This window comes from Nocardia rosealba, assembly GCF_020216065.1.
Taxonomy (GTDB): domain Bacteria; phylum Actinomycetota; class Actinomycetes; order Mycobacteriales; family Mycobacteriaceae; genus Nocardia; species Nocardia rosealba.
On sequence record NZ_JAIWNA010000004.1, the window covers coordinates 101,701 to 125,373 of the forward strand.

24 protein-coding genes and 2 tRNA genes are annotated in these 23,673 nt (G+C 66.8%); 15 read left to right on the plus strand and 11 right to left on the minus strand.

The features are described 5' to 3' along the window. The first annotated feature begins 69 nt into the window (after positions 1–69). A complete protein-coding gene (locus tag LDL21_RS17270) occupies positions 70–519 on the plus strand; it encodes a MarR family winged helix-turn-helix transcriptional regulator (protein WP_225280954.1) in 450 nt (149 codons plus the stop codon). Here the strand turns inward: LDL21_RS17270 and LDL21_RS17275 are convergent, their stop codons facing one another. Next, positions 520–2,181 carry a helicase HerA-like domain-containing protein gene (locus tag LDL21_RS17275; RefSeq protein WP_225280956.1) on the minus strand — a complete coding sequence of 554 codons (1,662 nt, stop codon included), beginning with the start codon at positions 2,179–2,181 and terminating at the stop codon, positions 520–522. It lies immediately after the preceding gene. A gap of 172 nt (positions 2,182–2,353) precedes the next feature. Here LDL21_RS17275 and orn point away from each other — a divergent pair, with 172 nt between their 5' ends. From orn to LDL21_RS17290, 3 genes are all read left to right on the plus strand, one after another. Beyond that, a complete protein-coding gene (gene orn / locus LDL21_RS17280) occupies positions 2,354–2,992 on the plus strand; it encodes an oligoribonuclease (RefSeq protein ID WP_225280957.1) in 639 nt (212 codons plus the stop codon). Positions 2,993–3,046: 54 nt separating this feature from the next. Then, positions 3,047–3,119: transfer RNA gene (locus LDL21_RS17285), tRNA-His, on the plus strand. 155 nt (positions 3,120–3,274) lie between these two features. Continuing rightward, positions 3,275–3,616: a hypothetical protein gene (locus LDL21_RS17290; RefSeq protein ID WP_067486076.1), complete on the plus strand. Its 342-nt coding sequence runs from the start codon at positions 3,275–3,277 to the stop codon at positions 3,614–3,616. 55 nt (positions 3,617–3,671) lie between these two features. On the opposite strand, the gene LDL21_RS17295 is transcribed toward LDL21_RS17290, so the two are convergent. Then, positions 3,672–4,880, minus strand: a complete 1,209-nt coding sequence (locus tag LDL21_RS17295; RefSeq protein ID WP_181697869.1) for a L,D-transpeptidase — start codon at positions 4,878–4,880, stop codon at positions 3,672–3,674. Positions 4,881–5,133: 253 nt separating this feature from the next. Between LDL21_RS17295 and LDL21_RS17300 the strand changes: the two genes are divergently transcribed. The 3 genes from LDL21_RS17300 to LDL21_RS17310 all read left to right on the plus strand — a co-directional run bounded on the left by LDL21_RS17300 (position 5,134) and on the right by LDL21_RS17310 (position 6,811). After that, positions 5,134–5,206: transfer RNA gene (locus tag LDL21_RS17300), tRNA-Lys, on the plus strand. A gap of 551 nt (positions 5,207–5,757) precedes the next feature. Then, positions 5,758–6,387, plus strand: coding sequence for a transglycosylase SLT domain-containing protein (locus LDL21_RS17305; RefSeq protein ID WP_067642507.1), 630 nt, complete (start codon positions 5,758–5,760; stop codon positions 6,385–6,387). Between the two features lie 79 nt (positions 6,388–6,466). Continuing rightward, complete coding sequence (locus tag LDL21_RS17310) at positions 6,467–6,811, plus strand: hypothetical protein (protein ID WP_181697871.1); 345 nt, start codon at positions 6,467–6,469, stop codon at positions 6,809–6,811. Between the two features lies 1 nt (position 6,812). On the opposite strand, the gene LDL21_RS17315 is transcribed toward LDL21_RS17310, so the two are convergent. Further along, on the minus strand, positions 6,813–7,433 hold the full coding sequence (locus LDL21_RS17315) for a LysE/ArgO family amino acid transporter (RefSeq protein ID WP_067486088.1): 621 nt from the start codon (positions 7,431–7,433) through the stop codon (positions 6,813–6,815). Between the two features lie 71 nt (positions 7,434–7,504). On the opposite strand from LDL21_RS17315, the gene LDL21_RS17320 reads away from it, so the two are divergent. Further along, complete coding sequence (locus LDL21_RS17320; protein ID WP_225280958.1) at positions 7,505–8,401, plus strand: LysR family transcriptional regulator ArgP; 897 nt, start codon at positions 7,505–7,507, stop codon at positions 8,399–8,401. Positions 8,402–8,405: 4 nt separating this feature from the next. Here LDL21_RS17320 and cmrA read toward each other — a convergent pair whose 3' ends face one another. After that, positions 8,406–9,209, minus strand: coding sequence for a mycolate reductase (gene cmrA, locus LDL21_RS17325; protein ID WP_067486092.1), 804 nt, complete (start codon positions 9,207–9,209; stop codon positions 8,406–8,408). Positions 9,210–9,258: 49 nt separating this feature from the next. Between cmrA and LDL21_RS17330 the strand changes: the two genes are divergently transcribed. Both LDL21_RS17330 and LDL21_RS17335 read left to right on the plus strand, forming a co-directional pair. Further along, the gene (locus LDL21_RS17330; protein WP_225280959.1) at positions 9,259–10,587 is read left to right on the plus strand and encodes a purine-cytosine permease family protein; all 1,329 of its coding nucleotides are present in this window, start codon (positions 9,259–9,261) and stop codon (positions 10,585–10,587) included. Between the two features lie 156 nt (positions 10,588–10,743). Beyond that, on the plus strand, positions 10,744–11,910 hold the full coding sequence (locus LDL21_RS17335) for a phosphotransferase enzyme family protein (protein WP_225280960.1): 1,167 nt from the start codon (positions 10,744–10,746) through the stop codon (positions 11,908–11,910). A gap of 393 nt (positions 11,911–12,303) precedes the next feature. Here LDL21_RS17335 and LDL21_RS17340 read toward each other — a convergent pair whose 3' ends face one another. After that, positions 12,304–14,334: an NADPH-dependent 2,4-dienoyl-CoA reductase gene (locus LDL21_RS17340; RefSeq protein ID WP_225280961.1), complete on the minus strand. Its 2,031-nt coding sequence runs from the start codon at positions 14,332–14,334 to the stop codon at positions 12,304–12,306. Beyond that, positions 14,331–14,885 carry a PadR family transcriptional regulator gene (locus tag LDL21_RS17345; protein ID WP_225280962.1) on the minus strand — a complete coding sequence of 185 codons (555 nt, stop codon included), beginning with the start codon at positions 14,883–14,885 and terminating at the stop codon, positions 14,331–14,333. Before LDL21_RS17345 ends, LDL21_RS17340 begins: the two co-directional genes overlap by 4 nt. A gap of 113 nt (positions 14,886–14,998) precedes the next feature. Between LDL21_RS17345 and LDL21_RS17350 the strand changes: the two genes are divergently transcribed. Beyond that, positions 14,999–16,339: an MFS transporter gene (locus LDL21_RS17350; RefSeq protein WP_225280963.1), complete on the plus strand. Its 1,341-nt coding sequence runs from the start codon at positions 14,999–15,001 to the stop codon at positions 16,337–16,339. Positions 16,340–16,498: 159 nt separating this feature from the next. Here the strand turns inward: LDL21_RS17350 and LDL21_RS17355 are convergent, their stop codons facing one another. Next, the gene (locus LDL21_RS17355) at positions 16,499–17,149 is read right to left on the minus strand and encodes a TetR family transcriptional regulator (protein WP_181697876.1); all 651 of its coding nucleotides are present in this window, start codon (positions 17,147–17,149) and stop codon (positions 16,499–16,501) included. 145 nt (positions 17,150–17,294) lie between these two features. On the opposite strand from LDL21_RS17355, the gene LDL21_RS17360 reads away from it, so the two are divergent. Genes LDL21_RS17360 through LDL21_RS17370 form a run of 3 tightly spaced genes read left to right on the plus strand, consistent with a single transcriptional unit; the run spans position 17,295 to position 19,889 of the window. Continuing rightward, positions 17,295–18,386 carry a ferredoxin reductase gene (locus LDL21_RS17360; protein WP_181697877.1) on the plus strand — a complete coding sequence of 364 codons (1,092 nt, stop codon included), beginning with the start codon at positions 17,295–17,297 and terminating at the stop codon, positions 18,384–18,386. 40 nt (positions 18,387–18,426) lie between these two features. Continuing rightward, the gene (locus tag LDL21_RS17365) at positions 18,427–19,575 is read left to right on the plus strand and encodes a fatty acid desaturase family protein (protein WP_225280965.1); all 1,149 of its coding nucleotides are present in this window, start codon (positions 18,427–18,429) and stop codon (positions 19,573–19,575) included. Further along, positions 19,575–19,889 (plus strand): hypothetical protein, encoded by a 315-nt coding sequence (locus tag LDL21_RS17370; protein WP_181697879.1) that lies wholly within the window; start codon positions 19,575–19,577, stop codon positions 19,887–19,889. The genes LDL21_RS17365 and LDL21_RS17370 overlap by 1 nt, the downstream gene beginning before the upstream one ends. On the opposite strand, the gene LDL21_RS17375 is transcribed toward LDL21_RS17370, so the two are convergent. After that, entirely contained in the window at positions 19,890–20,375 is a 486-nt protein-coding gene (locus LDL21_RS17375) for a DUF4254 domain-containing protein (protein ID WP_225280966.1), read from the minus strand. A 335-nt stretch (positions 20,376–20,710) separates the two neighbouring features. On the opposite strand from LDL21_RS17375, the gene LDL21_RS17380 reads away from it, so the two are divergent. Next, complete coding sequence (locus LDL21_RS17380) at positions 20,711–21,025, plus strand: hypothetical protein (RefSeq protein WP_067642455.1); 315 nt, start codon at positions 20,711–20,713, stop codon at positions 21,023–21,025. A gap of 2 nt (positions 21,026–21,027) precedes the next feature. Here the strand turns inward: LDL21_RS17380 and LDL21_RS17385 are convergent, their stop codons facing one another. The 3 genes from LDL21_RS17385 to LDL21_RS17395 are packed head-to-tail and all read right to left on the minus strand — an operon-like array spanning position 21,028 to position 23,637. Continuing rightward, complete coding sequence (locus LDL21_RS17385; RefSeq protein ID WP_067486110.1) at positions 21,028–22,020, minus strand: ABC transporter ATP-binding protein; 993 nt, start codon at positions 22,018–22,020, stop codon at positions 21,028–21,030. A gap of 2 nt (positions 22,021–22,022) precedes the next feature. Continuing rightward, the gene (locus LDL21_RS17390) at positions 22,023–22,856 is read right to left on the minus strand and encodes an ABC transporter permease (protein ID WP_225280967.1); all 834 of its coding nucleotides are present in this window, start codon (positions 22,854–22,856) and stop codon (positions 22,023–22,025) included. Next, positions 22,849–23,637, minus strand: coding sequence for an ABC transporter permease (locus LDL21_RS17395; RefSeq protein WP_225280968.1), 789 nt, complete (start codon positions 23,635–23,637; stop codon positions 22,849–22,851). Before LDL21_RS17395 ends, LDL21_RS17390 begins: the two co-directional genes overlap by 8 nt. Between the last annotated feature and the right edge of the window lie 36 nt (positions 23,638–23,673).

Genomic DNA, 23,673 nt, shown 5'->3' on the forward strand with positions numbered 1-23,673 from the left:
GGGAAGCGCCTCCTGGAGTGGAACCTATTTGGTTTCCATGTCAACCAATGTGGTTCTAGGATCATTCCCGTGACCCGATGGTTGTCCGAGCGAGAGCAGCAGACCTGGCAGGCCTTCATCCGGATGCGGCAGCGGCTGGACGCGGCGCTGTCGGCCGGGCTGGCCGGGCACGGGCTGTCGATGGCCGACTACGAGCTGATGGTTCCGCTCTCGGCCGCGCCGGAGGGCTGTCTGCGCGCCAGGGATCTGGCCGCCGAGGTGTGCTGGGACAAGTCGCGGTTGTCCAAGCAGCTGGCCAGGATGGCGGCGCGCGGGCTGGTCGACCGGGCCCCGGCCGCCGACGACGCACGAGGCATCGTGGTCACGCTGACCGACCACGGGCGCGACGTCTTGCGCGCCGCCGCGCCCGAACATGTCGAGCTGGTGCGAAAGTTGTTCGTGGACAACATGACCCGCCAGGAAGGCGCGGCATTGCGGTCACTCTCGGACAAGGTCGCCTCGGCGGTCGAGCAGAGCTGACTACCGGCGCCGCCGGGTGCCGAACAAGCTGCGGCTGATCTCGCGGCCCGCCGCACTGGCCGCCGAGCGCAGGAAGCTCTTCACGGCCGGGTTCTTCATGATCCGTTCGGCCGCCGAATCCGCGCCCGGTCCGGCAGGTGGCGGGGCTGTTTCCGGGGCGGGTGCGGCAGCCACGCTGGCCAGCAGCATCTCGTAGGCCGATTCGCGGTCGATGCTCTGCCCGTACTTGCCCTGCAACGAGCTCGACCGGGCGGCGGAGCGGATGGCGTCGTCACCGATGGTGTCCATCAGCGACCGCGGCGGCACGATCTTGGTCCAGGCGACCGGGGTCGGCGCACCCTTCTCCGACAACACTGTGACGATCGCCTCACCGGTACCGAGGCTGGTGAGTGCCTCCTCGAGGTCGTAGACCTCCGACTTCGGATACGTGCGAACCGTTTTCGCCAACGCCTTCTGATCGTCGGGGGTGAAGGCGCGCAGCGCGTGCTGGACGCGGGCACCGAGCTGCGACAACACCGCGTTCGGGACGTCGGTGGGCAACTGGGTGCAGAAGAACACGCCGACACCCTTGGAGCGGATCAGCTTCACGGTCTGCTCGATCTGCTGCAGGAACGCCTTGGAGGCGTCGGCGAAGAGCAGATGCGCCTCGTCGAAGACGAAGACGAGCTTGGGTTTGTCGACGTCACCCACTTCGGGCAGCGTCTGGAACAGTTCGGCGAGCACCCACATCAGGAACGTCGAGAACAGCGCGGGCCGCGCCGCCTGCTGACCCAGTTCGACCAATGTGATGACGCCCTGGCCGTCGACGACCCGGGCCAGATCGGCGGGATCGAGTTCGGGCTCGCCGAAGAACGTGTCACCGCCCTCGGCCTCGAGATTCACCAGCGAACGCAGGATCACCCCGGCGGTCTGGCTGGATACCCCGCCGATGCCCTTGAGGTCTTCTTTGCCTTCGGGGCTGGTCAGATGGGTGATGACCGCGCGCAGGTCCTTCAGGTCGAGCAGGGCGAGGCCCCGCTGATCGGCCCAGTGGAATATCAGCCCGAGGGTCGATTCCTGGGTGTCGTTGAGGCCGAGGACCTTGCTGAGCAGGATCGGGCCGAAGGAGGTGATCGTGGCGCGGATCGGCACGCCGATGCCCTCGGTACCGAGCGAGACGAACTCGGTGGGGAAACCGCTCGGCGCCCAGTCGCTCGCGCCGGTCTCGGCGGCGCGAGCGCGGATCTTGTCGTTGTCGGCACCGGGGTCGCGCAGACCCGACAGATCGCCCTTCACATCGGCGAGCACCACGGGAACGCCCGCCCGCGAGAGCTGTTCGGCGATGCCCTGCAGGGTTTTGGTCTTGCCCGTGCCGGTCGCTCCCGCGACGAGCCCGTGGCGGTTCATCATGCGCAGCGGAATACGCACGCGCGCAACGGGATCGGTGGTTCCGTCGACGACAACGGTCCCCAGCTCCAGTGCCTGACCGTCGAAGGCGTAACCGGCCGCGATCTGTGCGGCGGCACCCGACCCGGCCGAGGCGTCGGGTGACGTTGCCGCCGAAGCCGATTGCGCCGCCTCCCGCTCGGCGGCCTCCGCCGCGGCGGCTGCCTCGGCGGCGACGCGCGCCGCCTCTTCGGCTGCCAGGCGAGCCGCTGCCGCCTTCTCCTGAGGGGTGGTCATCGCGTCCTCCGTCTCGATCGCAAGAACATGAACGGAAAATCTCAGGCAAACTGTATCCGTGCCGGTCACCCCTGTGGTGGCCTTCGGCGGGTGTCGTCGGCAAACACCTCCGCCGCGCCCGCGCGACACACCTGTCGGCGAGGCGCGCCGATACCCCATTAGGGTGGCTCGGGTGTCCGACAAACTCTTGGTCTGGATGGATTGCGAGATGACGGGGCTCCGTCTCGACAGCGACAAGCTGATCGAGATCGCCGCGCTCGTAACCGACAGCGACCTGAACATTCTCGGTGACGGTGTCGACATCGTCATCCACGCCGATGACGCCGCCCTGGCCTGCATGCCACCCGTCGTCGCCGACATGCACGCGAAATCCGGTCTCACCGAAGAGGTCCGGCGCTCGACCGTGACCCTCGAGCAGGCCCAGGAGCAGGTGCTCGAGTACGTGCGCCAGTACGCGCCCGCCGCGCGCACGGTGCCGCTGTGCGGCAACTCCATCGCCACCGATCGCGGCTTCATCGCGCGCGATATGCCCGAGCTGGACGCGCACCTGCACTACCGGATGGTCGACGTGAGCTCGATCAAGGAGCTGTGCCGCCGCTGGTATCCGCGCATCTACTTCGGTCAGCCGGAGAAGGGGCTCGCGCACCGCGCGCTGGCCGACATCAAGGAATCCATCCGCGAGCTGGAGTACTACCGGCGCACCGCGTTCGTGGCGCCGCCCGGCCCGTCCTCGGCCGACATCGCAAGCATCGCGGCGGCGGTCACCGAGGCCGTCGACGTCGCCGGAACAGGGTCCCGACCAGCGGATTAGGGCTTCGGGGCCGGTACAAGCTAGTATTTACCGCGCCGGTGCAAGCCGGTGATGGTGACCGTAGTTCAGTTGGTAGAGCACCAGGTTGTGATCCTGGCTGTCGCGGGTTCGAGTCCCGTCGGTCACCCCGAAGAGAAGGCCCCGATCCTCAGGATCGGGGCCTTCTTCGTTGTCGGAGCCCGCATCCGCTTCATGACGCAGGTCACGTTTGAACCGCTACACTCTGGACGGCTGCCCAAATGTGTGGGCCGTCATATCCTCGTTCGACCGGAAAGACCCTTGATGAAGCGTTCCACCGTGGTCGTGGCCCTCGCGGCCGCCACCGTGCTCGGCCCCGTCGCAGGCACCTCGGCGGCGCAGACCCCCGGCCTGCCCCTCACCGACTTCACGGCCACCCCCTCGGGCGGCATGGAACTGCCGGGGCCGCCCGAAACGGGATCGGCGCAGAGCGGATCGACCGGCGGCCTGGAGACCACCGGCTCCTCCGGCACCGGCTCGGCAGGCCTGCCCAACCTCGACCGCCTGCTGTTCGGCGGACGCATCCTCTGCGGGGCACTCGGCAGCGCCATGGCCGTGGCGGGCGAGGCCATGATGGACTGCGCCGATCTGCCCACCCCGGTCTGATCAGGACACGAAAAAGGCCGCCGGAGACACCCGGCGGCCTTTTCTGCTGTAGGGGTCAGGAGACGTCGGCGTTGCCGGCCTTCCACTCCGCCCACGGAATGTTCCAGTCACCGAGCCCGTCGACGCCCGACAGCGTCCCACCGACCGTGTTCTTGATGATCGTGATGTCACCGCGCTTGGCGTTCTCGTACACCCAGCGCGCATTGGCGGGGCTCAGATTCAGGCAGCCGTGGCTGGCGTTCGAGTAACCCTGCTGACCCACCGACCACGGCGCCGAGTGGAAGAAGATGCCGCTGTAGGAGATCCGCGTGGCGTAGTCCACCGGCGTGCGGTAGCCGTCGGCGGAGTTCACCGCGACACCGTAGGTGGACGAGTCCATGATGATCTTCTCGTGCTTGTCGGCGACGATGTAGATGCCGTTGTCGGTGGGCGTGGAATCCTTGCCCATCGAGGTAGGCATGGTCATGATCACCTCGCCGTTGCGCTCGACCGTCACCTGATGGGTGTTGTCGTCGGCGGTGAAGATCACCGCGTCACCGATGGTGAAGTGCGAGGTGAGGTTGTCCTGGCCGTACAGACCCTTGCCCAGGTCCTTGCCGTAGACGTTCACCTCCACGTTCACCCGCGTACCCGGCTTCCAGAAATGCTCTGGGCGCCAACGGACTTCGCGGTTGTTCACCCAGTAGAACGCGCCTTCGACGGGCGGTTCGGTGGTGATCTTGATGGCGTCCTGCGCGGCGCGGCGGTCCGGGATGTTCTCGTCGAACTGGATCGCCACCGGCTGGCCGATACCCACCACCTCGCCCTCGCCGGGCATCAGGTACGGCTTGGTCTGGTTGTTCGGCGAGCTCGTGGTGAAGCTCAGGGTGGAGGAGTTCGTTCCGCCGAGGCCGATGGCTGCGGCCGAGAGCTGATAGGTCTTGCCGTAACCGAGCACCTCGGTGGTGGCCCACGAACGCCCGTCGGGCGCGAGCTGACCCGACACCTGCGTGCCCTGCTGGTTGGTCAGCTTCACCTCGGTGAACTTGCCGTCCTGCACCTGGAACTTCAGCGGCATCCCCGGCGAGACGCCGACCTGGCCGTCCTTGATCTCGGAGACCAGTTTCGGCTTGATGAGTTCGGTGATCGGGTTACGGTCGATCGCCACCTCGACCCCGGCACCCTCGGCCGACGAGCACGCGGAAGCACCGAGGGCGAAAACCGCCAACAGTGCCACCGGAACGATCATCCGCAATGACCGAGGTTTCCCCCGCTTCTTACCCATGTCCAACCCCGTTTCCATACCGACGCCCCGCCATTCTGCCAGCCCGCCCGGTCGCCACCAACGTCGAAAGCGCGGCGACACGACCCGAGTGGGCAATCGTTAGATACGTGCCGGGGCCCGATCTGTTAACACTGCGAACCGTCCGGCATCGGTGCTGGTCAGCGCCCGATTTCACTTTTCGCCCTCGGGCCTGTTAATGTTTCTTCCGCACCGCAGAGCGGAGCAAACGCACCGCGCAGCGGGGCAAAGCCAAGCGCCATTAGCTCAATTGGCAGAGCAGCTGACTCTTAATCAGCGGGTTCGGGGTTCGAGTCCCTGATGGCGCACAGTAGACCGCATCCCGGCAGTTACCACTGCCGGGATGCGGTCTTTTTGCGGTCTGCCAGCCTCGTCATCGATCGTTACCTTCGGTGCCTCGCGCGCCCGTTTTGCCACCGCGAACAGCCAGGAAACCTGATTCGGGCAAACTTTTTCTGTGACCCATACCACGGTCGTCGCAGTTCTAAACCCCCTGCATACATAACGATTCTGCAACCACCGGCAGAAGCGACCAAGATCGCCAGCACCTGCCGTTCAGATTTCGTTCATCTCACGTTAACCTACCGTGACCATTCTGTCATCAGGTCACAAACAGACCTGCGGTTTGGTTAGCCACCGGGAACCCGGATACCGAACAGCGCGTGGTCTCCCCGCAGCCAGCTGTGGAGCACCGTGCGACGAGCGGGACAGCCATCGAGCGTCTCCGTCACCACAGCGTCGCACATTCCCATACCGACAGAAACAACACATCGCCTGACCGGCGTGCGCCGCTGCGCGCGCTGCGCGGTCCACCGGGGCCCTGCGGTCGCCAGACAGAGATGAAGGAACAGAGAAGAACATGATCGTCAAAGACAAGCTCAACTCCATGATCGGCCACCGCCGCGAGGCGTTCACCGTGGCAGTCGCCGCGGTCGGTCTGGTGGCCGTTGCCGCGTCCTCGGCGGTGTCCTTCGCCGACGACAGCGTCCCGCAGCGTGCCGCCATGGTCGTCGAGCAGGCCGAGGCCATCCCGGCCGTCGGTGCCGCCCCCGCCCCCGCCGTGGAGGCCGTGCCCGCCCCCGCCCCCGAGGTGCTGCCCGCCCCGGCCCCGGCTCCTGAGCCGGCGCCCGCCCCGATGCCCGCGCCCGCCCCCGCGGCGCCGGTGTACCCGAACAACCTCGACGGCTGGATCCGTGAGGCCCTCGACATCATGGCCGCCAAGGGCATCCCCGGCAGCTACGAGGGCATCATGCGCAACATCATGCGCGAGTCGACCGGTAACCCCCAGGCCATCAACCTGTGGGACTCCAACGCCGCCGCGGGCATCCCCTCCAAGGGCCTGCTCCAGGTGATCGACCCGACCTTCGCCGCCTACCACGTGGAGGGCACACCCTTCGACGTGTGGCACCCCGTGGCCAACATCGTCGCGGCCTGCAACTACGCCGCCGACCGCTACGGCTCGATGGACAACGTCAACAGCGCGTACTGATACGCACTGCGAACACAGCAACGCCCGCGCACCGGTTGGGGAAGACCGGGGCGCGGGCGTTCGCCGTTAGAATGCCCTCGTGCCAGACAGCGCCGATCAGGCACCCGATCACGCGCATTCCGACGCGGCGACAGCGAGCCGCGTCGCCAAGGCCCGCCGCTTGGCGGCCTACCTTTGGGCTCGCGATATCAGCAGCGCCGAACTGCGCGCTCTGCCCGCGCCGACGCTGCGCAAGCTCGCCCGTGCCGCCGAGACCAACCCGCCAAGCACCGGCGAGACGTGGCGGGTGGTCGGGGAACTGCTCGATCAGAAGGACGGCTGGGCCGCGCGCAACCCCGATCACGAGGCCGCACGCCGCGCCCACGCCGACGAGAAGCTGCTGTGGGTCAAGCCGCCGGTGACGCCCTGGTCGTCGCAGTCCTGAGTCAGCCGAGGACGAGACCGATCGCGAGTGCGAGCATCACCACCGCGATCAGTGAGTCGAGGATGCGCCAGGCGAGGGGTTTCGCGAACAGCGGGCCGAGTCGACTCGCGCCGTAGCCGAGGCCGAAGAACCACAGCACGCTGGCCAGCATGGCCCCGGCCGCGAGGAACCAGCGCTCCGAGGGCGCCCAGGTGCTGGCGAACGAGCCGAACAGGACGAGCGTGTCCAGGTATACGTGCGGATTGAGCCAGGTGAGCGCGAGACAGGTGAGCACCGAGGCGCCGAGTGCCGCCGAGGTGCCCGTGAGGTCGGCCTGCAGTGCCGACGACCCGAACGCGCGCCGGGCGGCGAACAGGGCATAGCAGACCAGGAAGGCCGCCCCGGCCCACCGCGCGATGGTGACGACCGCCGGAAACGACTCGACGACGGTGCCGAACCCGGCCACCCCGGCCGCGATCAGCACCACATCCGAGAGCGCGCACACCGCGACCACCGGGAGGATGTGTCGGCCGCGCACGCCCTGTCGCAGGACGAACGCGTTCTGCGCGCCGATCGCGACGATGAGCGAGAGCCCGAAACCCAACCCGGAGAGTGCGGCCACTGCGGCCGACGATGTCGTCATATCCCTGACGCTAGAAAGCTCGGCACATTCAGTCCAGCTAATAATTCTGCAGAACCATTAGAATCACTGATGTGGATCTGCAGCTGGACCAGCTACGCGCGCTCGACGCCGTGCTCACCGAAGGCACCTTCGACGCGGCGGCCCGCAGATTGAACCTCACGCCGTCGGCCGTCAGCCAGCGGATAAAGGCACTGGAGGACGCGGCGGGCCGCATTCTCGTGCAGCGGTCGAAACCGGTGCGGGCCACCGAATCGGGGCTCGCCGTGCTGCGACTGGCCAGGCAGGTGCACGTGCTCGCCGCCGATACCGCGCGCGAACTCGGCGAACCGGACCGGCCGGTCGGGCGACCAGCCCGCATTCCGATCGCGGTGAACGCCGACTCGCTCGAGACGTGGGTGTTGCCTGCTGTGTCGCGGATCTCCGGCATCGCCTGTCTCGAACTGCACCGTGAGGACGAGGAACACACCACCCGGTTGCTGCGCGACGGCACGGTGATGGCGGCGATCACCGCCACGGCCACCCCGGTGCAGGGCTGCCGGGTGCAACCGCTCGGTGCCATGCGCTATCAGGCGCTCGCCACGCCGAACTTCGCGCAGTACTGGTTCCCCGACGGCGCGCGACCCGGCTCCTACACCCACGTGCCGATGATCCAGTTCGACCGCAACGACGACCTGCAAGCCCGGCACCTGCGCGGCGCCAATCAGCGACCCGCCGATCCGCCGACACATTTCGTGCCGTCCTCGACCGCGTTCCGTGAGGCGGTCCGGCTCGGCATGGGCTGGGGCATGCTGCCCGACCTGCAGACCGAAACCGACCGGGCCGAAGGCACTTTGGTGAACATCAACGGCCAGGCCCGCATCGATGTGCCGCTCTACTGGCAGCAGTGGAAACTGGATTCGCCGGCGCTGAACGCGGTCGCCGACGCCATCATCGGGGCCGCCGCGAAAGCCCTGCTGCCCGTCGAGTGACTCGTCAGCCGCCGAGCTTCTTGTAGAACGCGCCCGCGATCGGGGCCGTCATCGCGCGCGGACCATAGTTGCCCGCCACGCTCATGCCCTTGCTGATGAGGCCCGGGACGATGCGCATCTTGTTGCGGGCCAGGGCGTCGATCGACACCTTGGCCGTGTATTCGCTCGACACCCACAGGAAGTCGGGGACCATCTTGTCGACGATCGACTCCTCTTCCGGCGCAGGCGTTTCCGTGCGCACGGGACCGGGCGCCAGCAGGGTGACATTGACGCCGCTGCCCTTGAGCTCGCCGCGCAGCGACTCGGAGAACGTGTTGGCGAACGCCTTCGACGCGGCGTAGGTGGCGTTGTTCGGGATGGGCATATTGCCCGCCGCCGAGCCGCTGATCAGGATGCCGCCCGCCTTGCGCTCGATCATGCCCGGCAGCACGGCCAGGGTCAGGTCGTGCACGGCGGTGGCGTTGAGTTCCATCTGCGCGCGTTCGTAGGCGAAGTCGAGTTCGGCGACAGGGCCGAAGGTGGCGATGCCCGCGTTGTTGCACAGGATGGCGATATCGCGCACCGACAGCTCGTCGACCAGGCTCGCGCGCTGGGTGCGGTCGGCGAGGTCGACGGCGCGGACCTCGGCGGTGATGCCGTGCGCCAGCGTCAGCCGCTGCGCCAGTTCGGTCAGGATCTCTCCGCGCCGGGCGACCAGGATCAGCGAATAGCCGCGCCCGGCCAGCTCGGCGGCCAGGGCGGTGCCGATACCGGAGGACGCGCCGGTGACGACGGCACGATTGTCAGCAGTGGGGGAGGGCAGGCTCACACGGCGAAGCTTAGGGGATCGCCCGCCCGGCCATAGCATGGCTCTTGCTATGACTACTGACTCCTCGCCCCGCGCCCAGGAGGCGCCGCTGCTGCTCACCACCGAGCCGCCGCGCACGTTCGGGTTCACCGACCAGGCCGCCTTCTGGACCAATCTCGGGGTGAGCCTGATCGGGTTCACCGGCGCCATCTACGTGCTGCAACCGCCCGGGTACGACCGGTTGCCGCTGCTCGGAGCGGTGCTGGCGACCGTGGTCGGCACGATCGTCGGCACGTCGATGGTGGCCGCCGCCGGTGCGGTCGGCGCCGGAACCGGTGCGCCCGCGATGGCCAATTTCCGTGGGCTGTTCGGCACCAAGCTGTCCGGGCTGCCGACGGTGGCCAATGTGGTGCAGTGCATCGGCTGGGGTGTGTACGAGCTCACGGTGATCGCGGCGGGTATCGCGGCACTCACCAGCGACCGGGTGCCGCACGCGGTGGCGGTGATCGCGGCCGGTGTACTGAGCACGGTGATGGCGATCTGGCCGATGCACGTGGTCGGCATCCTGCGCCGGTACGTGACGGTGGCGGTCGGTATCGCCATGCTGTATTTCACCGTGCAGATGCTGCGTCAGCCGCTGCCCGACCTGGGGCAGACCTCGTGGGCCGGGTTCTTCCCCGCCGTCGACACCGCGCTCGCCGTCGCCGTGTCGTTCGTGCCGTTGGCCGCCGACTACACCCGGCATTCCCGGTCGGTGAAGGTGGCGGGCGGTGCCACCGTGATCGGGTACTCGGTGGCCCAGATCTGGTGCTACCTGCTGGGTATCGTCGCCCTGCTGCACGTGGGCGGCGACCCGAACCAGCTGTTCGACTCGTTCCTCGGGATCACCGCGGGCTGGGTGTTCTTCGCGGTGCTCGTACTGCGCGAGACCGACCAGTCCTTCGCCAACGTGTATTCCACGGCCATGTCGTTGCAGAACCTGCTGCCGCGCGTGGATCGCCGCATCCTGGCCGCCGTCGTCGGCGTGCTCGCCACCGTATTCGCCCTGAACGTGCGCGATTTCAGCTCTTACGCGAACTTCCTACTGCTCATCGGCTCGGTGTTCGTGCCACTCACCGCCGTACTCGTGGTCGACTACTTCTTCGGGCGCGGCCGAACCGGCTGGGACCTGTCCGACAACTCGCCCGCCCGCCCGATCATGCTGCTGCCCTGGGCGATCGGCTTCGTGCTGTACCAGCTGTGCAACCCCGGCTCGGTGTCGTGGTGGGCCGACCGGTGGACCGGGATCCAGGACGCGCTCGGCGTGCATCCGACCTGGTGGACATCGGCATCGCTGTTCTCGTTCCTCGCGGCCGGTGCCGCCACCGGGGTCGTCGTGGTCGTCGGTCGGCGACGGTGAGCCGGCGGCGCGGCGAGGTGCTCCGGCAGCGACGGCCCCAGCGTGTCGGCGCCGGTGACGCTTTCGCCGTCGGCTACCTGGCGGCCATCCCACGATGTCGAACCCGTCGGCCGTGCGTCTCCCCGAGCTTTCGGCCGACCGGACGGAGCCCGAGCGATGGATGATGAGCGCGTTTTCGGAATGGGCGACGAGCCCCTTGCCGCGCCGACCTGGCCCGCGCTCACCGAAGACGAATCCTCCTCGGCCGTCGCGGCTACGTGGGGCTTCGGTGGAGCGTCGATCGAATGGCGCAGTGCGCGACCACTTTCCGCGACGGTCGGGGTGCGTACCGGCAGTGGGGAGCGATTCGTCGTCAAACGGTTGCCGAGCGCGCTGCGCGACCTGGATGCTCTGGCAGAGGAGCACCGGTTCATGGCGCACCTGCGAGCACGCGGGATTCCGGTACCGGAGGTGCGCGCCGTCGCCGGGTCCGCGTTGCGGGTGGCTGGTCGGCGCGACGAGGCCGGAGAGCGCCGGTTCGGCGGAGAGCTTGATGGCTCCAGGCCTGTACGCGGTGGTTCGGGTGAGTTCGTCTATGAGGTTCATCGGGTGGGGGAGGGAGAGGATCGGTATCGCGCAGACTTTTCCTGGACACCGTTCCGCGACGTCGAGGATGCCGCCGGAGCAGGCACGATGCTGGCCCGATTGCATTCGGCGGCCGAGGGTTTCGATGCCCCCGCCCGCCCCTGCCGCCCGTTGCTCGCCACCATGCACAGCGACGTCATCAGCGCCTTCGAATGGCACACCGCCCGTCGGCCCGCCCTCGCAGCCTTCCTCGCCACCCGCGACTGGCGCACGGAAGTCCCCGACCTCCGCACCGACCTCACCACCGTCGAACCCTTGTGGACGCACGGTGATTGGCACCCGACCAATCTCCTCTGGCGCAACCACGAGGTGACCTCGGTGATCGATTTCGGCCTATCCGACCGCACCACCGCCGTCTTCGACCTCGCCACCGCCGTGGAACGTACCGCCGTGGACTGGATCTCCCTCCGAGACGGCGGCCCCGCCAACGTTCGTACAGACCAGATCACGGCCCTGCTCGACGGCTATCAATCCATCCGTCCGCTGAACCACGCGGAAAGCCGGCTGTTACCGGATCTCCTCCCGCTGGCCCACATCGGCTACGAACTCTCCGAGATCGACTACTTCCTCACGATTCCCCAGGAACCTCGCAACGCCGAAATCGCCTACCACAACTGGCTTCTGGGACACCTGCGCTGGTACGAAACACCCGAAGGCCACGACCTCAGAACACTGCTCCACGACCTATCCGCGCGCTGAAACCCTTGCCACCTCCCGCGCTGCCAGCCACCCCACACCACTCGAGTAGGCCACCTACCGAACACCCAGCCACACGGCACTACTCGAGTCCGCCATAACCGCACTACCAGCCACACGGCCCACTCGAGTCCGCCATGACCGCACTCCCAACCCCGCACGACCCGACCTCGAGGAGGGTCCGCCGCGAAGCGGCGTAGCGGCCCCTCAGGGGCCGCGCTCGAGCGCGCCAGCGCTCCAAAAACACAGCCAGCACCTCCTTGGCGCAATCCAAAAAGAGCCGGCCACCAACCCCCACGCCACCTCCCCACAAAAGACAACACCCCCACCCACCGGATGCGAGTTCGGTGAATGGGGGCGCTGCGAACGATCGTCCGTCGCGTCGGACGACCGAGTCTAGAGACGGGCAGCCAAACGAGTGCCCTGGTCGATGGCCCGCTTAGCATCGAGCTCAGCAGCCAATTCCGCCCCACCGATGAGATGCAACTCGACCCCGGCCGCCCGCAACGGTTCCTCGAGCTCACGCACCGATTCCTGCCCGGCACAAACGATCACGTTGTCCACCTCGAGAACCCGCGGATTCTCCCGCTTCTCCCCGAAGCTGATGTGCAGCCCGGCATCATCGATGCGCTCGTAATTCACCCCACCGATCTGCTCGACACCCTTGGCCTTGAGCGCAGCACGGTGGACCCACCCGGACGTCTTGCCGAGATCCTTGCCGAACGGAGTCGACTTGCGTTGCAGCAGAACGACATCGCGGGCGGCGGGGGAGGGGTTGGGCTTCTTGAGCTGGCCGGGAACCTGCTCGTTGTCGGAGTCGACGCCCCACTCTTCCTTCCACTCGTCGAGCTTGAGCGTGGGATGTCCGTCGACGGTGAGGTATTCGCTCACGTCGTAGCCGATACCGCCCGCGCCGATCACCGCGACCTTCTTGCCGACCGGCTTCTCCTGCTTCACCAGTTCGGCGTACGACAGGACCATCGGATGGTCGATGCCGGGGATGTTGGGGATGCGGGGACGCACGCCGGTGGCCAGGACGACCGAGTCGTAGCCGCCGTCGATGAGTTCGGTTGCATCGACGCGCTTTTCGAGGTGCAGTCGCACGCCGGTGAGCTCGATCTTGCGGCGGAAGTAGCGGATCGACTCGTCGAACTCTTCCTTGCCGGGGATGCGGCGGGCGATGTCGAACTGGCCGCCGATCTTGTCGTCGGCTTCGAACAGGTCGACGTGGTGGCCGCGCTCGGCGAGGTTCACCGCGGCCGAGAGGCCTGCGGGGCCCGCGCCGACCACCGCGATGCGCTTGGTGCGCCGGGTGGGCAGCAGGTTGAGGGTGGTCTCGCTGCCCGCACGCGGGTTCACCAGGCACGACACCTTCTTGTTGCCGAAGGCGTGGTCGAGGCAGGCCTGGTTGCAGGCGATGCAGGTGTTGATCTCGTCGGCGCGGTCACCGCGTGCCTTGTTCGCCCACTCGGGGTCGGCGAGCAGCGGGCGTGCGAGTGAGATCAGGGCCGCGTCGCCCCGGGTGAGGATCTCCTCGGCGATCTCGGGCATGTTGATCCGGTTCGACGCGCACACCGGGATGTTCACCTTGCGGGCGATCTTGGCGGTGAACTCCACGAACGCCCCACGCGGCACCGAAGTGACGATGGTCGGTACCCGCGCCTCGTGCCAGCCGATGTCGGTGTTGAGGATGTCGACACCGACAGCCTCCAATTCCTGTGCCAGCGCGACGATCTCGTCGAAGGTCTGACCCTTCTCAACGAGCTCGGCCATCGACAACCGGAACACGATGATGAAATCGGGGCCTACTTCGGCGCGGATGCGGCGGGCGATCTCCACCGGCAGCCGCCGCCGGTTCTCCGGGGTGCCGCCCCACTTGTCGGTGCGCTTGTTCACCCGTGGCGCGAGGAACTGGTTGATGAAATACCCTTCACCGCCCATGATCTCGCAACCGTCGTACCCGGCGAACTTGGCCAGCCCGGCGCACCGGGCGTAGTCGTCGATGGTGCGTTCGATGCCCTTGGCCGACAGTGCGCGCGGCTTGAACGGGTTGATCGCCGACTTGATCGCCGAGGCCGAAACGCTGGTCGGCATATAGGAATAGCGACCGGCGTGCAGGATCTGGATGGCGATCTTGCCGCCCTCGTCGTGCACCGCCTTGGTGATGCGCCGGTGCCGGTAGGCCTCGGTCTTGGTGGTGAGCTTGCCGCCAAACGGGAGGAGCCAGCCGGTGCGGTTGGGTGCGTACCCGCCGGTGATGATGAGCCCGACACCGCCGCGTGCGCGTTCGGCGAAGTAGGCGGCGAGCTTGTTGGTGTCCCAGGCGCGGTCTTCCAGGCCGGTGTGCATGGAACCCATGACCACCCGGTTACGCAGGGTGGTGTGGCCGAGGTCGAGGGGCTCGAACAGATGGGGATAGGCAGTCATGGGCGATGGTCACCTTTTCGCGGTCGCAGGGCCTGCAGTACTTCGTCGCACCATTCGACGTAACCGGTCTCCGCGCGGATACCCGCGCGCAGCACCAGGTACTGGTGCAGAGCGGTGCCGGAGAGCTGGTCCGGCGCCGGAAAGAATTTCTTCTCGCTGAGCTGGTACTCCTCGAGGCGTTGCGCGTGTTCGGCGCGATGGCGGGCCACCTCGGCGCAGACGGCGTCGATATCGCCGTGCGCGGCGCCACGCACCTTGACGCCGAGTTCGTCGCGGGTGGGCACCGATTCGGCGGGTTCGGCGATCCAGCGGGCCAGTTCCTCGGCTCCCGCAGGGGCGACCGAGTACACCTTCTTGTCGGGTTTGCCCTGCTGGGCGACCGATTCCACGGTGACCCAGCAGGCTTCCTCCATCCGCTTGAGCACGCGGTAGATCTGCTGGTGGGTGGCACTCCAGAAGTAGCCGATCGACTTGTCGAACCGGCGGGCCAATTCATAGCCGGAGCCTGCTCGCTCGCTCAGCGAGACCAGGAGCGCGTGCTCGAGTGCCATGCGACGAGGATATGCGCAACCAACGGTTCTATGCAACCAGGTTCATATGGATTGACGGCGTGGCGGATCATCGATGCCCTGCCGGGCGCCGAACACGCCGTTACGCTCGGTGCATGACCGAGGTGAGCGCGTCCGCGACCATCGGCGAGGCGGCTGGACGCGGACAGGTGATGGCGTGGGGATTGTGGGACTGGGGGTCCTCGGCGTTCCAGGCCGTGACGCTCACCTTCGTGTTCTCGGTGTATCTCACCGACAAGGTCGGCAAGGATCTGCCGGGAACGATCTCCGCGAGTGCGTGGCTCGGTTGGGCGCTGGCGGGTGCGGGTCTGGTGGTCGCGCTGACGGCACCGGTGTGCGGGCAGTACTTCGACGCGGTCGGCTCCCGCAAGCGCGCGCTGGCCACGCTGACCGCGCTCACCGTCGGTGCGATGGCGCTGATGTTCTTCGTCCACGCCGACTACCGCGACCTGTGGCTCGGTCTCGCGCTGCTCGGTTTCGCCTCGGCCACCTTCGAATTGGCGACGGTGCCCTACAACGCGATGATGCGCCAGGTGTCGACGCCGACGACGGTCGGCCGGGTGTCCGGATTCGGTTGGGCGATGGGCTATTTCGGTGGCATCGTGCTGCTGCTCGCCTGCTACGCGGGTTTCCTCGCCGGTGACGGTGACCGCCGTGGCCTGCTCGACATGCCGACCGATCAGGGCCTCAATGTGCGCCTGGTGATCGTGCTCGCCGCCGTCTGGTTCACGGTGTTCGCGCTGCCGGTGCTGTTCACCGTGCCCGAACTGCCACGCACCGGTGCCGATCCCGGCGCCGACCGCGTCGGATTCCTCGGCTCCTACCGGGTGCTGTGGCGTGACGTGCGCGACCTGTGGCGCACCGACCGGCACACCGTGTGGTTCCTGCTGGCCAGCGCGATCTTCCGCGACGGGCTGGCCGGGGTTTTCACTTTCGGCGCGGTGCTGGCGGTGGGCGTGTACGGCTTCGCTGATGCTGATGTGCTGCTGTTCGGGGTGGCCGCGAACGTGGTGGCCGGTGCGGCGGCGATCGCGGCGGGCCGCTTCGACGACCGGCTCGGACCCAAGCGTGTGATCGTCGGCTCACTGATCGGGATGATCGTCTGCGGCACGGTGTTGCTGGTGGTGACCGGTTCGCTGATGTTCTGGATCTTCGGTCTGGCCCTGACGGTCTTCGTCGGCCCCGCCCAGGCCTCGGCCCGATCGTTCCTCGCCCGCCTCGCCCCGCCGGGCCGCGAGGGTCAGCTGTTCGGCCTGTACACCACCACCGGCCGCGCCGTCTCGTTCCTGGCACCTGCCCTGTTCGGCCTGTTCGCCTGGGCCTTCCACAACGACCGCGCCGGAATCATCGGCCTACTCGTCGTATTAACCGTCGGCCTACTCGTGCTACTTCCGGTCCGTGCACCGAACACCGTCCAGGACGCCAAACCTGTGTAGCGTCACCGATTTCCCCCGTTCCAATTTGTGAACATCTGTACTCCCAACCGGTTCAACCGCAAATCCGCAAGAACATGGGTAACTCACCGGGTACGAACAAACGCAACCACGAACCTGTGTCTGGCCGCCGACCCAAGTCCCCCGCACCTGAGTCTGGCCTTAATTTTCGGGGAGGCGGGTTTGCCATGCGGCGATACCCAAGGCGATCAAGCGCATCTGCATCACCGTGCGCTCCACGACCGCCGCCTCCTCGCGCGGCGTCGCCGACACGAAGGAACCGATGCCGTCGGTGACAGTGCTGACCAGCAGATCCGCGGCGATCTCGAGTTCCGTTGTGCTCCACGAGTCGAGCGCGCGCAACCTCGACAGGTCGGCGACGATCTCGCGCACGATCAGCTGCATCTCCATCGCGATGGCCTGACGCAGTGGTGCCGAACCGCCGTGCCGTTCGCGCAGGAGGAATCCGAACAGTGCGCGCTTGGCGGCGACCTGGTCGAAGACGAACCGCACGGTGTCGGCGAGGTGGGCGTCGGGCTTGCGCCTGACCTCGCGCAATGCCAGCCGTAGCGCGGTGACACCCTCGTCGACGAGGGTGGCGCCCAGATCGTCCAGCGACGCGAAGTGGCGGTAGAACGCCGTCGGCACGATTCCGGCCGAGCGTGCGACCTCGCGCAGGCTCAGTGCGGCGAACCCGCGCTCCGCGGCCAGGGCCAGCGTGCCGTCGAGGAGAGCCGCCCGAGTGTGCGCTTTGCGCTCATTCCGGGTTCCTGCCTGCTCAGTCACATCGGTGAGCATACATCCGTTCACCATAGTCGCTTCCTTGGAAATGTAGTCCGGCTCACATCGCTGCCGGTTGACAGTAGGCCGGGTTCATCCGGCACACTGGTGAGTGTACAGGCGTGCACTGAAATTTTCGCCAGCACGTCCACGGAACATCCGCAGAGGGGCAACACACATGGTGGGACTGATCGACCTGGTGCAGACGTTGACGACGCCGCATCCGCTGGACCGGTACCTCGAACTCGTCAGCCCGGCGCTGACCGCGCGGGAACTGCGTGCCGAGGTCACCCATGTATCTCGCGCGGTGCCCGGCTCGGTGACGCTGACCCTGCGTACATCGCGCCGCTGGCGTGGACACAAGGCCGGGCAGTACATCCAGATCGGGGTGCTGATCGACGGCGTGCGCCACGTCCGCTGCTATTCGCCCATCGACCCCGAGGGCGGCAGCGACCGTTTCCTGCAGCTCACCGTCAAGGCACACCCCGGCGGGCTGGTCTCCAACTACCTACACGATCACGCCGAACCGGGCATGGTCGTCAACCTCGAGCCGGCGAGCGGCGTATTCGCGCTGCCCGAGCAGCGGCCCGCGAAGGTGCTGCTCATCAGTGGCGGCAGCGGCATCACTCCGGTGCTGTCGATGCTGCGCACCCTCGACGCCGAGGCATACACCGGTGAGGTCACCTTCCTGCACTACGCGCGTCAGCCAGAGATGATTCCGCACCGCGCGGAGCTGGCCGCGATCGCCAACCGGCGTCCCAACTTCCGGGTGGAATACCGCTTCCCGGTGGAGCCGGGCACGGTCGTCAACGGTGAGACCTCCACCGGCAGCGGCTTTTTCGACTACGACGAGCTCGAGCGCGTGGCGCCCTGGTTCGCCGACGCGCAGACCTTCGTGTGCGGCCCGCCGCCACTGATGAACGCCGTGAAGAACATCTTCGAGGCCGAGGGTCTCGCCGATCGGGTGCACAGCGAGGAGTTCACCCTCACCACCGTTCCGCTCGACCCGTCCGAGGCCACCGGCACCGTCACCTTCTCCGGCAGCGATGTCGCCGCCGAGAACAACGGTTCCTCGCTGCTCGAACAGGCCGAATCGGCCGGGCTCACCCCGGAATACGGCTGCCGCATGGGGATCTGCTTCTCCTGCACCGCGACCAAGGTGTCCGGCTGCACCCGCAACCTGCGCACCGGCGAACTCGACGCCGACCCCGACAAGCAGATCCAGATCTGCGTGAACGCACCCGTCGGCGACGTCGACATCGCCCTCTAGTCAACCGATTACCGCGAAACAACCCAGGGGAGATACTGCTATGACGATCCTCACCGAAACCGCAGACGGCCCGGTCATCCTGACCCCCGACCAGGTCGAAGAGCTCGGCAAGGCGCTCGACGACCTGCGTGCCCGCGTCGTCGCCGACCTCGGCGAACGCGACCGCGAATACATCTACAAGATCATCAAGACCCAGCGTGGTCTCGAGGTGGCAGGCCGCGGCCTGATGTACCTCGGCTTCCTCCCGCCGTTCTGGCTGGCCGGCGTCGCCGCGCTCGGCGCGTCGAAGATTCTCGACAACATGGAAATCGGCCACAACGTGATGCACGGCCAGTACGACTGGATGCGTGAGCGCGGCGTGAACTCCCGCGAATTCGACTGGGACACCGTGTGCCCGGCCGATCAGTGGAAGCACTCGCACAATTACATGCACCACACCTACACCAACATCCACGACATGGACCGCGACATCGGTTACGGCATCCTGCGTATCGACGAGGGCCAGAAGTGGAACCCCTACTACCTGGGTAACCCCGTCTACGCCTTCCTGCTGATGGTGCTGTTCGAGTGGGGCGTGATGGTGCACGACCTCGAGGCCGACAACATCATCAAGGGCAAGCGCAAGTGGTCGGACCTCAAGCCGCTGCTCAAGGGGCAGTTCAAGAAGGCGGGCAGGCAGGTCCTCAAGGACTACGTGGTGTTCCCGGCGCTGACCGGCCCGCTGTTCCTGCACACCCTGGCGGGCAACGCGGCCGCGAACCTGATGCGCAACCTGTGGACCTTCTCCATCATCTTCTGCGGTCACTTCCCGGCGGGCGTGCAGACGTTCACCAAGGAGGAGACCGCGGAGGAAACCCGTGGTGAGTGGTACGTGCGCCAGATGCTCGGCTCGGCCAACATCAACGGCTCGCGACTGTTCCACATCATGTCGGGCAACCTCTCGCACCAGATCGAGCACCACCTGTTCCCGGATATCCCGGCCAACCGGTACCCGGAAATGGCGCCCGAGGTGAAGGCGCTGTGCGAGAAGTACGGTCTGCCCTACAACACCGGCCGTTTCTCCAAGCAGATCGGCTCGGTGTGGGTCAAGATCTTCCAGCTCGCGCTGCCCGACAACATCATCAAGAGGGCGCCCAAGCCCGGTGTTATCGTTATGCGTAATCGGAAGGCAACCGAAGTGGGCGTGTAATGGTCGGCAAATTCGAAACCAACAAGGATCTCGTCCAGGAATTGACGACCTCCGGTGCGCAGCGGGTGGGCAATATCGCCGCACTCATCACCGGGACCGTCGCGGGAGTGGCTCGGGAGATCGGTGAGTTCATCACCGACGCGATCGAGATGAAGGAAGCGGCCGCCGCGGCTCGTCGTGACGCGGCCGCGGCCGAACCGGCCTCCGACGCCACCGACGACGAGGTGCGGGCGCCCGAGCAGCCCGTCACCGAGGCCGAGATCGTCGACGAGGCCGAGGTGGTCTCGCCGAAGCCGGTTCCCGAACAGCACTGATCACCACACCGGCAACCGGCGCCGGTGCTCGATCACATCGGTGATGAGATCGCGGTAGCCGTCGGCCAGTTCGGCCAGCCGGGACCAGTGCAGATGGGTTCGACCCTCCGGATCGCCGTCCAGCGCATGCTGGGCGGCGATCCATTTTCGTGCCATCCGGTCGATCACCGCGCCGAGGGTCTCGGTGTGCAGCGAGGCGCCCGCGCGATGGGCCAGGTTGGTGGCGACCCAGTTATCGATGAGCGCCATCTGGGTGGCGCGTTCGCGGTCTATCTCGTCGATCTGGCGCAGGATCCGCGCGCTCGAGACGGCCGGGTCGCGGGCCTCCTCGATCACCGCGCGCCTGCGTGCGTGGCATTCGGCGAGGGCGGCGGCCGCGTCGAGTACCCGGTGACGGGGCCGGTTCCGATCGATCGGCCGGACGAATGCCCGTAACAAGGCCGACGGTGACGGTGGTTGTGTCAGGTGGCCGGAGTCGATCGGCATGGTGCACGCCCCTGGAAAAGCTCGCGAGGGTGGATACGCCGGGGCCGGGGAAATCGCCGGGACGCGCCCCGGCACCGGCGTAGCCCCGCCCAGGCGCCGACGTATTCCGCGACGCTGCGGTGAGGATGACGGCCCGGGAAATATCGGGACCCTTTCAGGAAAGCGCGATCCGGGATCGACGCGCAATAGTATGGTGTACAAAACTCCGGGTCGGCAGAAATTGTTATGTGCCGATGACGGGCGGGTCACCTGGCGGTGACCGGGAAAACCGCTGCGGCACATTCACGGCAATCTCACCGGCGACAAGACCCGTGTATGCACTAGCCTCGGTAGATGTGCCGGCTTACGTGTCCTCGCCCGAGCTGACCTTCGGCTTTCTCTTCGCGCTGGAAGACCCGCAGCGAATCGCCGATGTGGTCCGCGACCTGATGGAACGCCGTGCGGTGTCGGTATTCCGGCTCGCCCGGCTGTCCGACGACGAAGGACCACCGCAGCGCTACGTGGTGAACTGGGCCGCCATCCCGCAGATCGCCATCACCACCAGCGCCCCCGACGCCGACGAGTTGCGCGCGCAGCGGATCATGCTGGTCAACGCCTTCATCGGCGAAGGCGGCGAGGTGAGCATGTACTCCGGTAACCCGAACGCTTGAATTCAGCGCGCAGACTCGTAGATTCGGCGCACCACGTCCTCGATGCCCGGTTCCTCGATGGACAGATCGCGCACCTTGGCCCGATCCGAGACCGCCGCGAGCAACGCCGCGGCGGTGGTGTGTTCGGCGTCGAAGGCCAGGCGCTGACGCATACCGCCCGCCGCGCTCGACAGCAATTGCGCACCGCACGGCAGATCGTCGAGATCCGGTGTCGGCTCGGCCAGGTCGACGACGAGCACCCGGCGCGCGCCGACGGTGGCGCCGAGGCCGGTGAGCGAACCGTCGTAGACGAGGGTGCCGTGATCGACTACGAGCACCCGCTCGCAGAGTCGTTCGATATCGCCCATGTCGTGGGTGGTGAGGAGCAAAGTGGTGCCGCGCTCCATGCGTTCGGCACGCAGGAACTCGCGTAATCGCTGCTTGGACAACACATCGAGACCGATCGTCGGCTCGTCGAGAATCACCAGCTCCGGCGAATGCAGCAGGGCGGCGGCCACCTCGGCGCGCATCCGCTGACCGAGCGAGAGCTGACGCACCGGCGTGTCGAGGGTGTCGGCCATCTCCAGTTGCTCGACGAGCTCGTGTGTCCGCTTGCCCGCGACCTCCGGATCGAGCCGGTGGATCGCGGCGAGGATCGAAAACGATTCGTGCAGCGGCAGATCCCACCACAGCTGCGACCGCTGCCCGAACACCACACCGATGCGCGAGGCCAGTTCCCGCCGCTGGCGCACGGGTTCGAGACCGCACGTGCGAACCGTCCCCTTGGTGGGGACGAGGATGCCGGTGAGCATTTTGATCGTGGTCGACTTGCCCGCGCCGTTGGCGCCGATATAGCCAACGGCCGAGCCGCGTTCGACCCGGAAACTCATCCGGTCGACGGCGGTGATGATGTCGCGATGTCTGCGCCAGCGGCTGCCGTTCTTGCGATACACGCTGAACTGCCGGGTGAGGTCGTCGATGTCGATGATCGGATCCGATGTGGCGTTGTCGTCCATCGTTATCCGCCTCCTCCCTGATAGTGCCTCGTCCCGACCCGCCACGCCGCCGCCGCGAGCAACCACACCCAGGCGGCGGCCAGTGGGGTGAGCCATGCCGACCACGCGGGCAGCAGCGGCGGACCCTGCAGACCGAGCAGCGCGATGGTCGGCACGTACGCCGTGAACGCGACCGGAATCGCGAACCCGAACAACAGTTTCAGCGGTGTCGGGAACACCGAGGCCGGCTGCATCGCGGCGAACGAGCCGCCGTAGGTGAAGCTGTTGGTGAGCTCGGCACCGTCTATCAAGAAGAACTGTAGCCCCGCCGCGCATACGAAAAGGCCACAGAACAGCGCGATTCCACTCAGCAGGGTGATCACGATCAAGGTAACCGGGACGATGCCCCAGTCGATTTCGTTGCGCCACAGCCCGATGCCGAGCACGATCACCGCGACGGCTGCCCTGGCGATGCGGCGCAGCGAGATGTCGCTGGTGATCAGCTGGAGCAGGAGTGGTTGCGGGCGAAGGTGATACGCGTCGAGGGTGCCCATGCGGATCATCGCCGGGAGCGAGTCGAGGTGGCCGACCAGGACCTGGGCGAGTGCGAAAGCGGTGTTGGACAGGCCGAACAGCAACAGTGCCGCGTCGACGTCGAGGCCGCCGAGGGTGCCGACGTTGTGGAAGATCACCCACACCTCGGCGAATTCCACCAGCCCGATCAGGAACGCGCTGAACACCTCGGTGGCGAACGAAACCCGGTAGACCCGCTGTGCTTTGACACGCGAACGCAATACTGCGAGGTAGGGGGTGAACCAGGTCCCGGACACAATGCGTGCGGTCTCCGGTTCAGCCACCCTGTACCTCCAACCTGCGTTGTCCCGCTCGCAACAACACCCTGCCGAGCAGTCCGATCACCAGTACCCAGAAACCTTGTCCCGCAACGACCGACAAGGCTTCCATTCCGACGACCCGCCCTGACAGCGTATCGATCGGGGACTGGAGGATGGAGGGAAACGGGGTAGCGTGGGCGATCAGACGCAACCACTCGGGAAACATGTGGACCGGTACGAAAAGCCCCGCAAGGAACGTGCCGACGATCTGGTACAGCATGCGGATGCCCCGGATCTCCACCACCCAGAAGCCGCACAGCGCGACCGCGAACAAGCACAGGAACGACAGCGCGACCGCGAGCAGCACACTCAGCAGGCCGAGCAGGTAGGCCTGCGGTGAGTCCGGCATCGACAGACCGAAGATCGTCGCACCGATCAGGATGCTCGGCACCGCGCGGGGGAGGAACGTGCACGCCGCCCGGCCCATATCGGTGGCGAGGTAGCCGAGTTGCACGTCGACCGGGCGCAGGAAATCGATGGCGACGTCACCGGTCTTGATCCGCTCGACCAGATCGATCGGCGGGCCCATGAACTGCGTCGCCCCGAGCAGGGCCTGCGACAACCACACGTACGCGGCGATGGTCGCCTCGTCGTACCCGCCGAAGTCCCCGGCCGATCGCACGGCCGCGACCATCACCGCGGCACGGACGAATCCGAAGATGCAGTTGGTGAACAGCCCGGCGAACATCGCCAGCTTGTACTGTGCCTGTCTCTTGAAACCCGCCCGCACCAGGGTCCAATACACCCCGGCGGTACCTGGTGTACGCCGTCGGCACCTGCG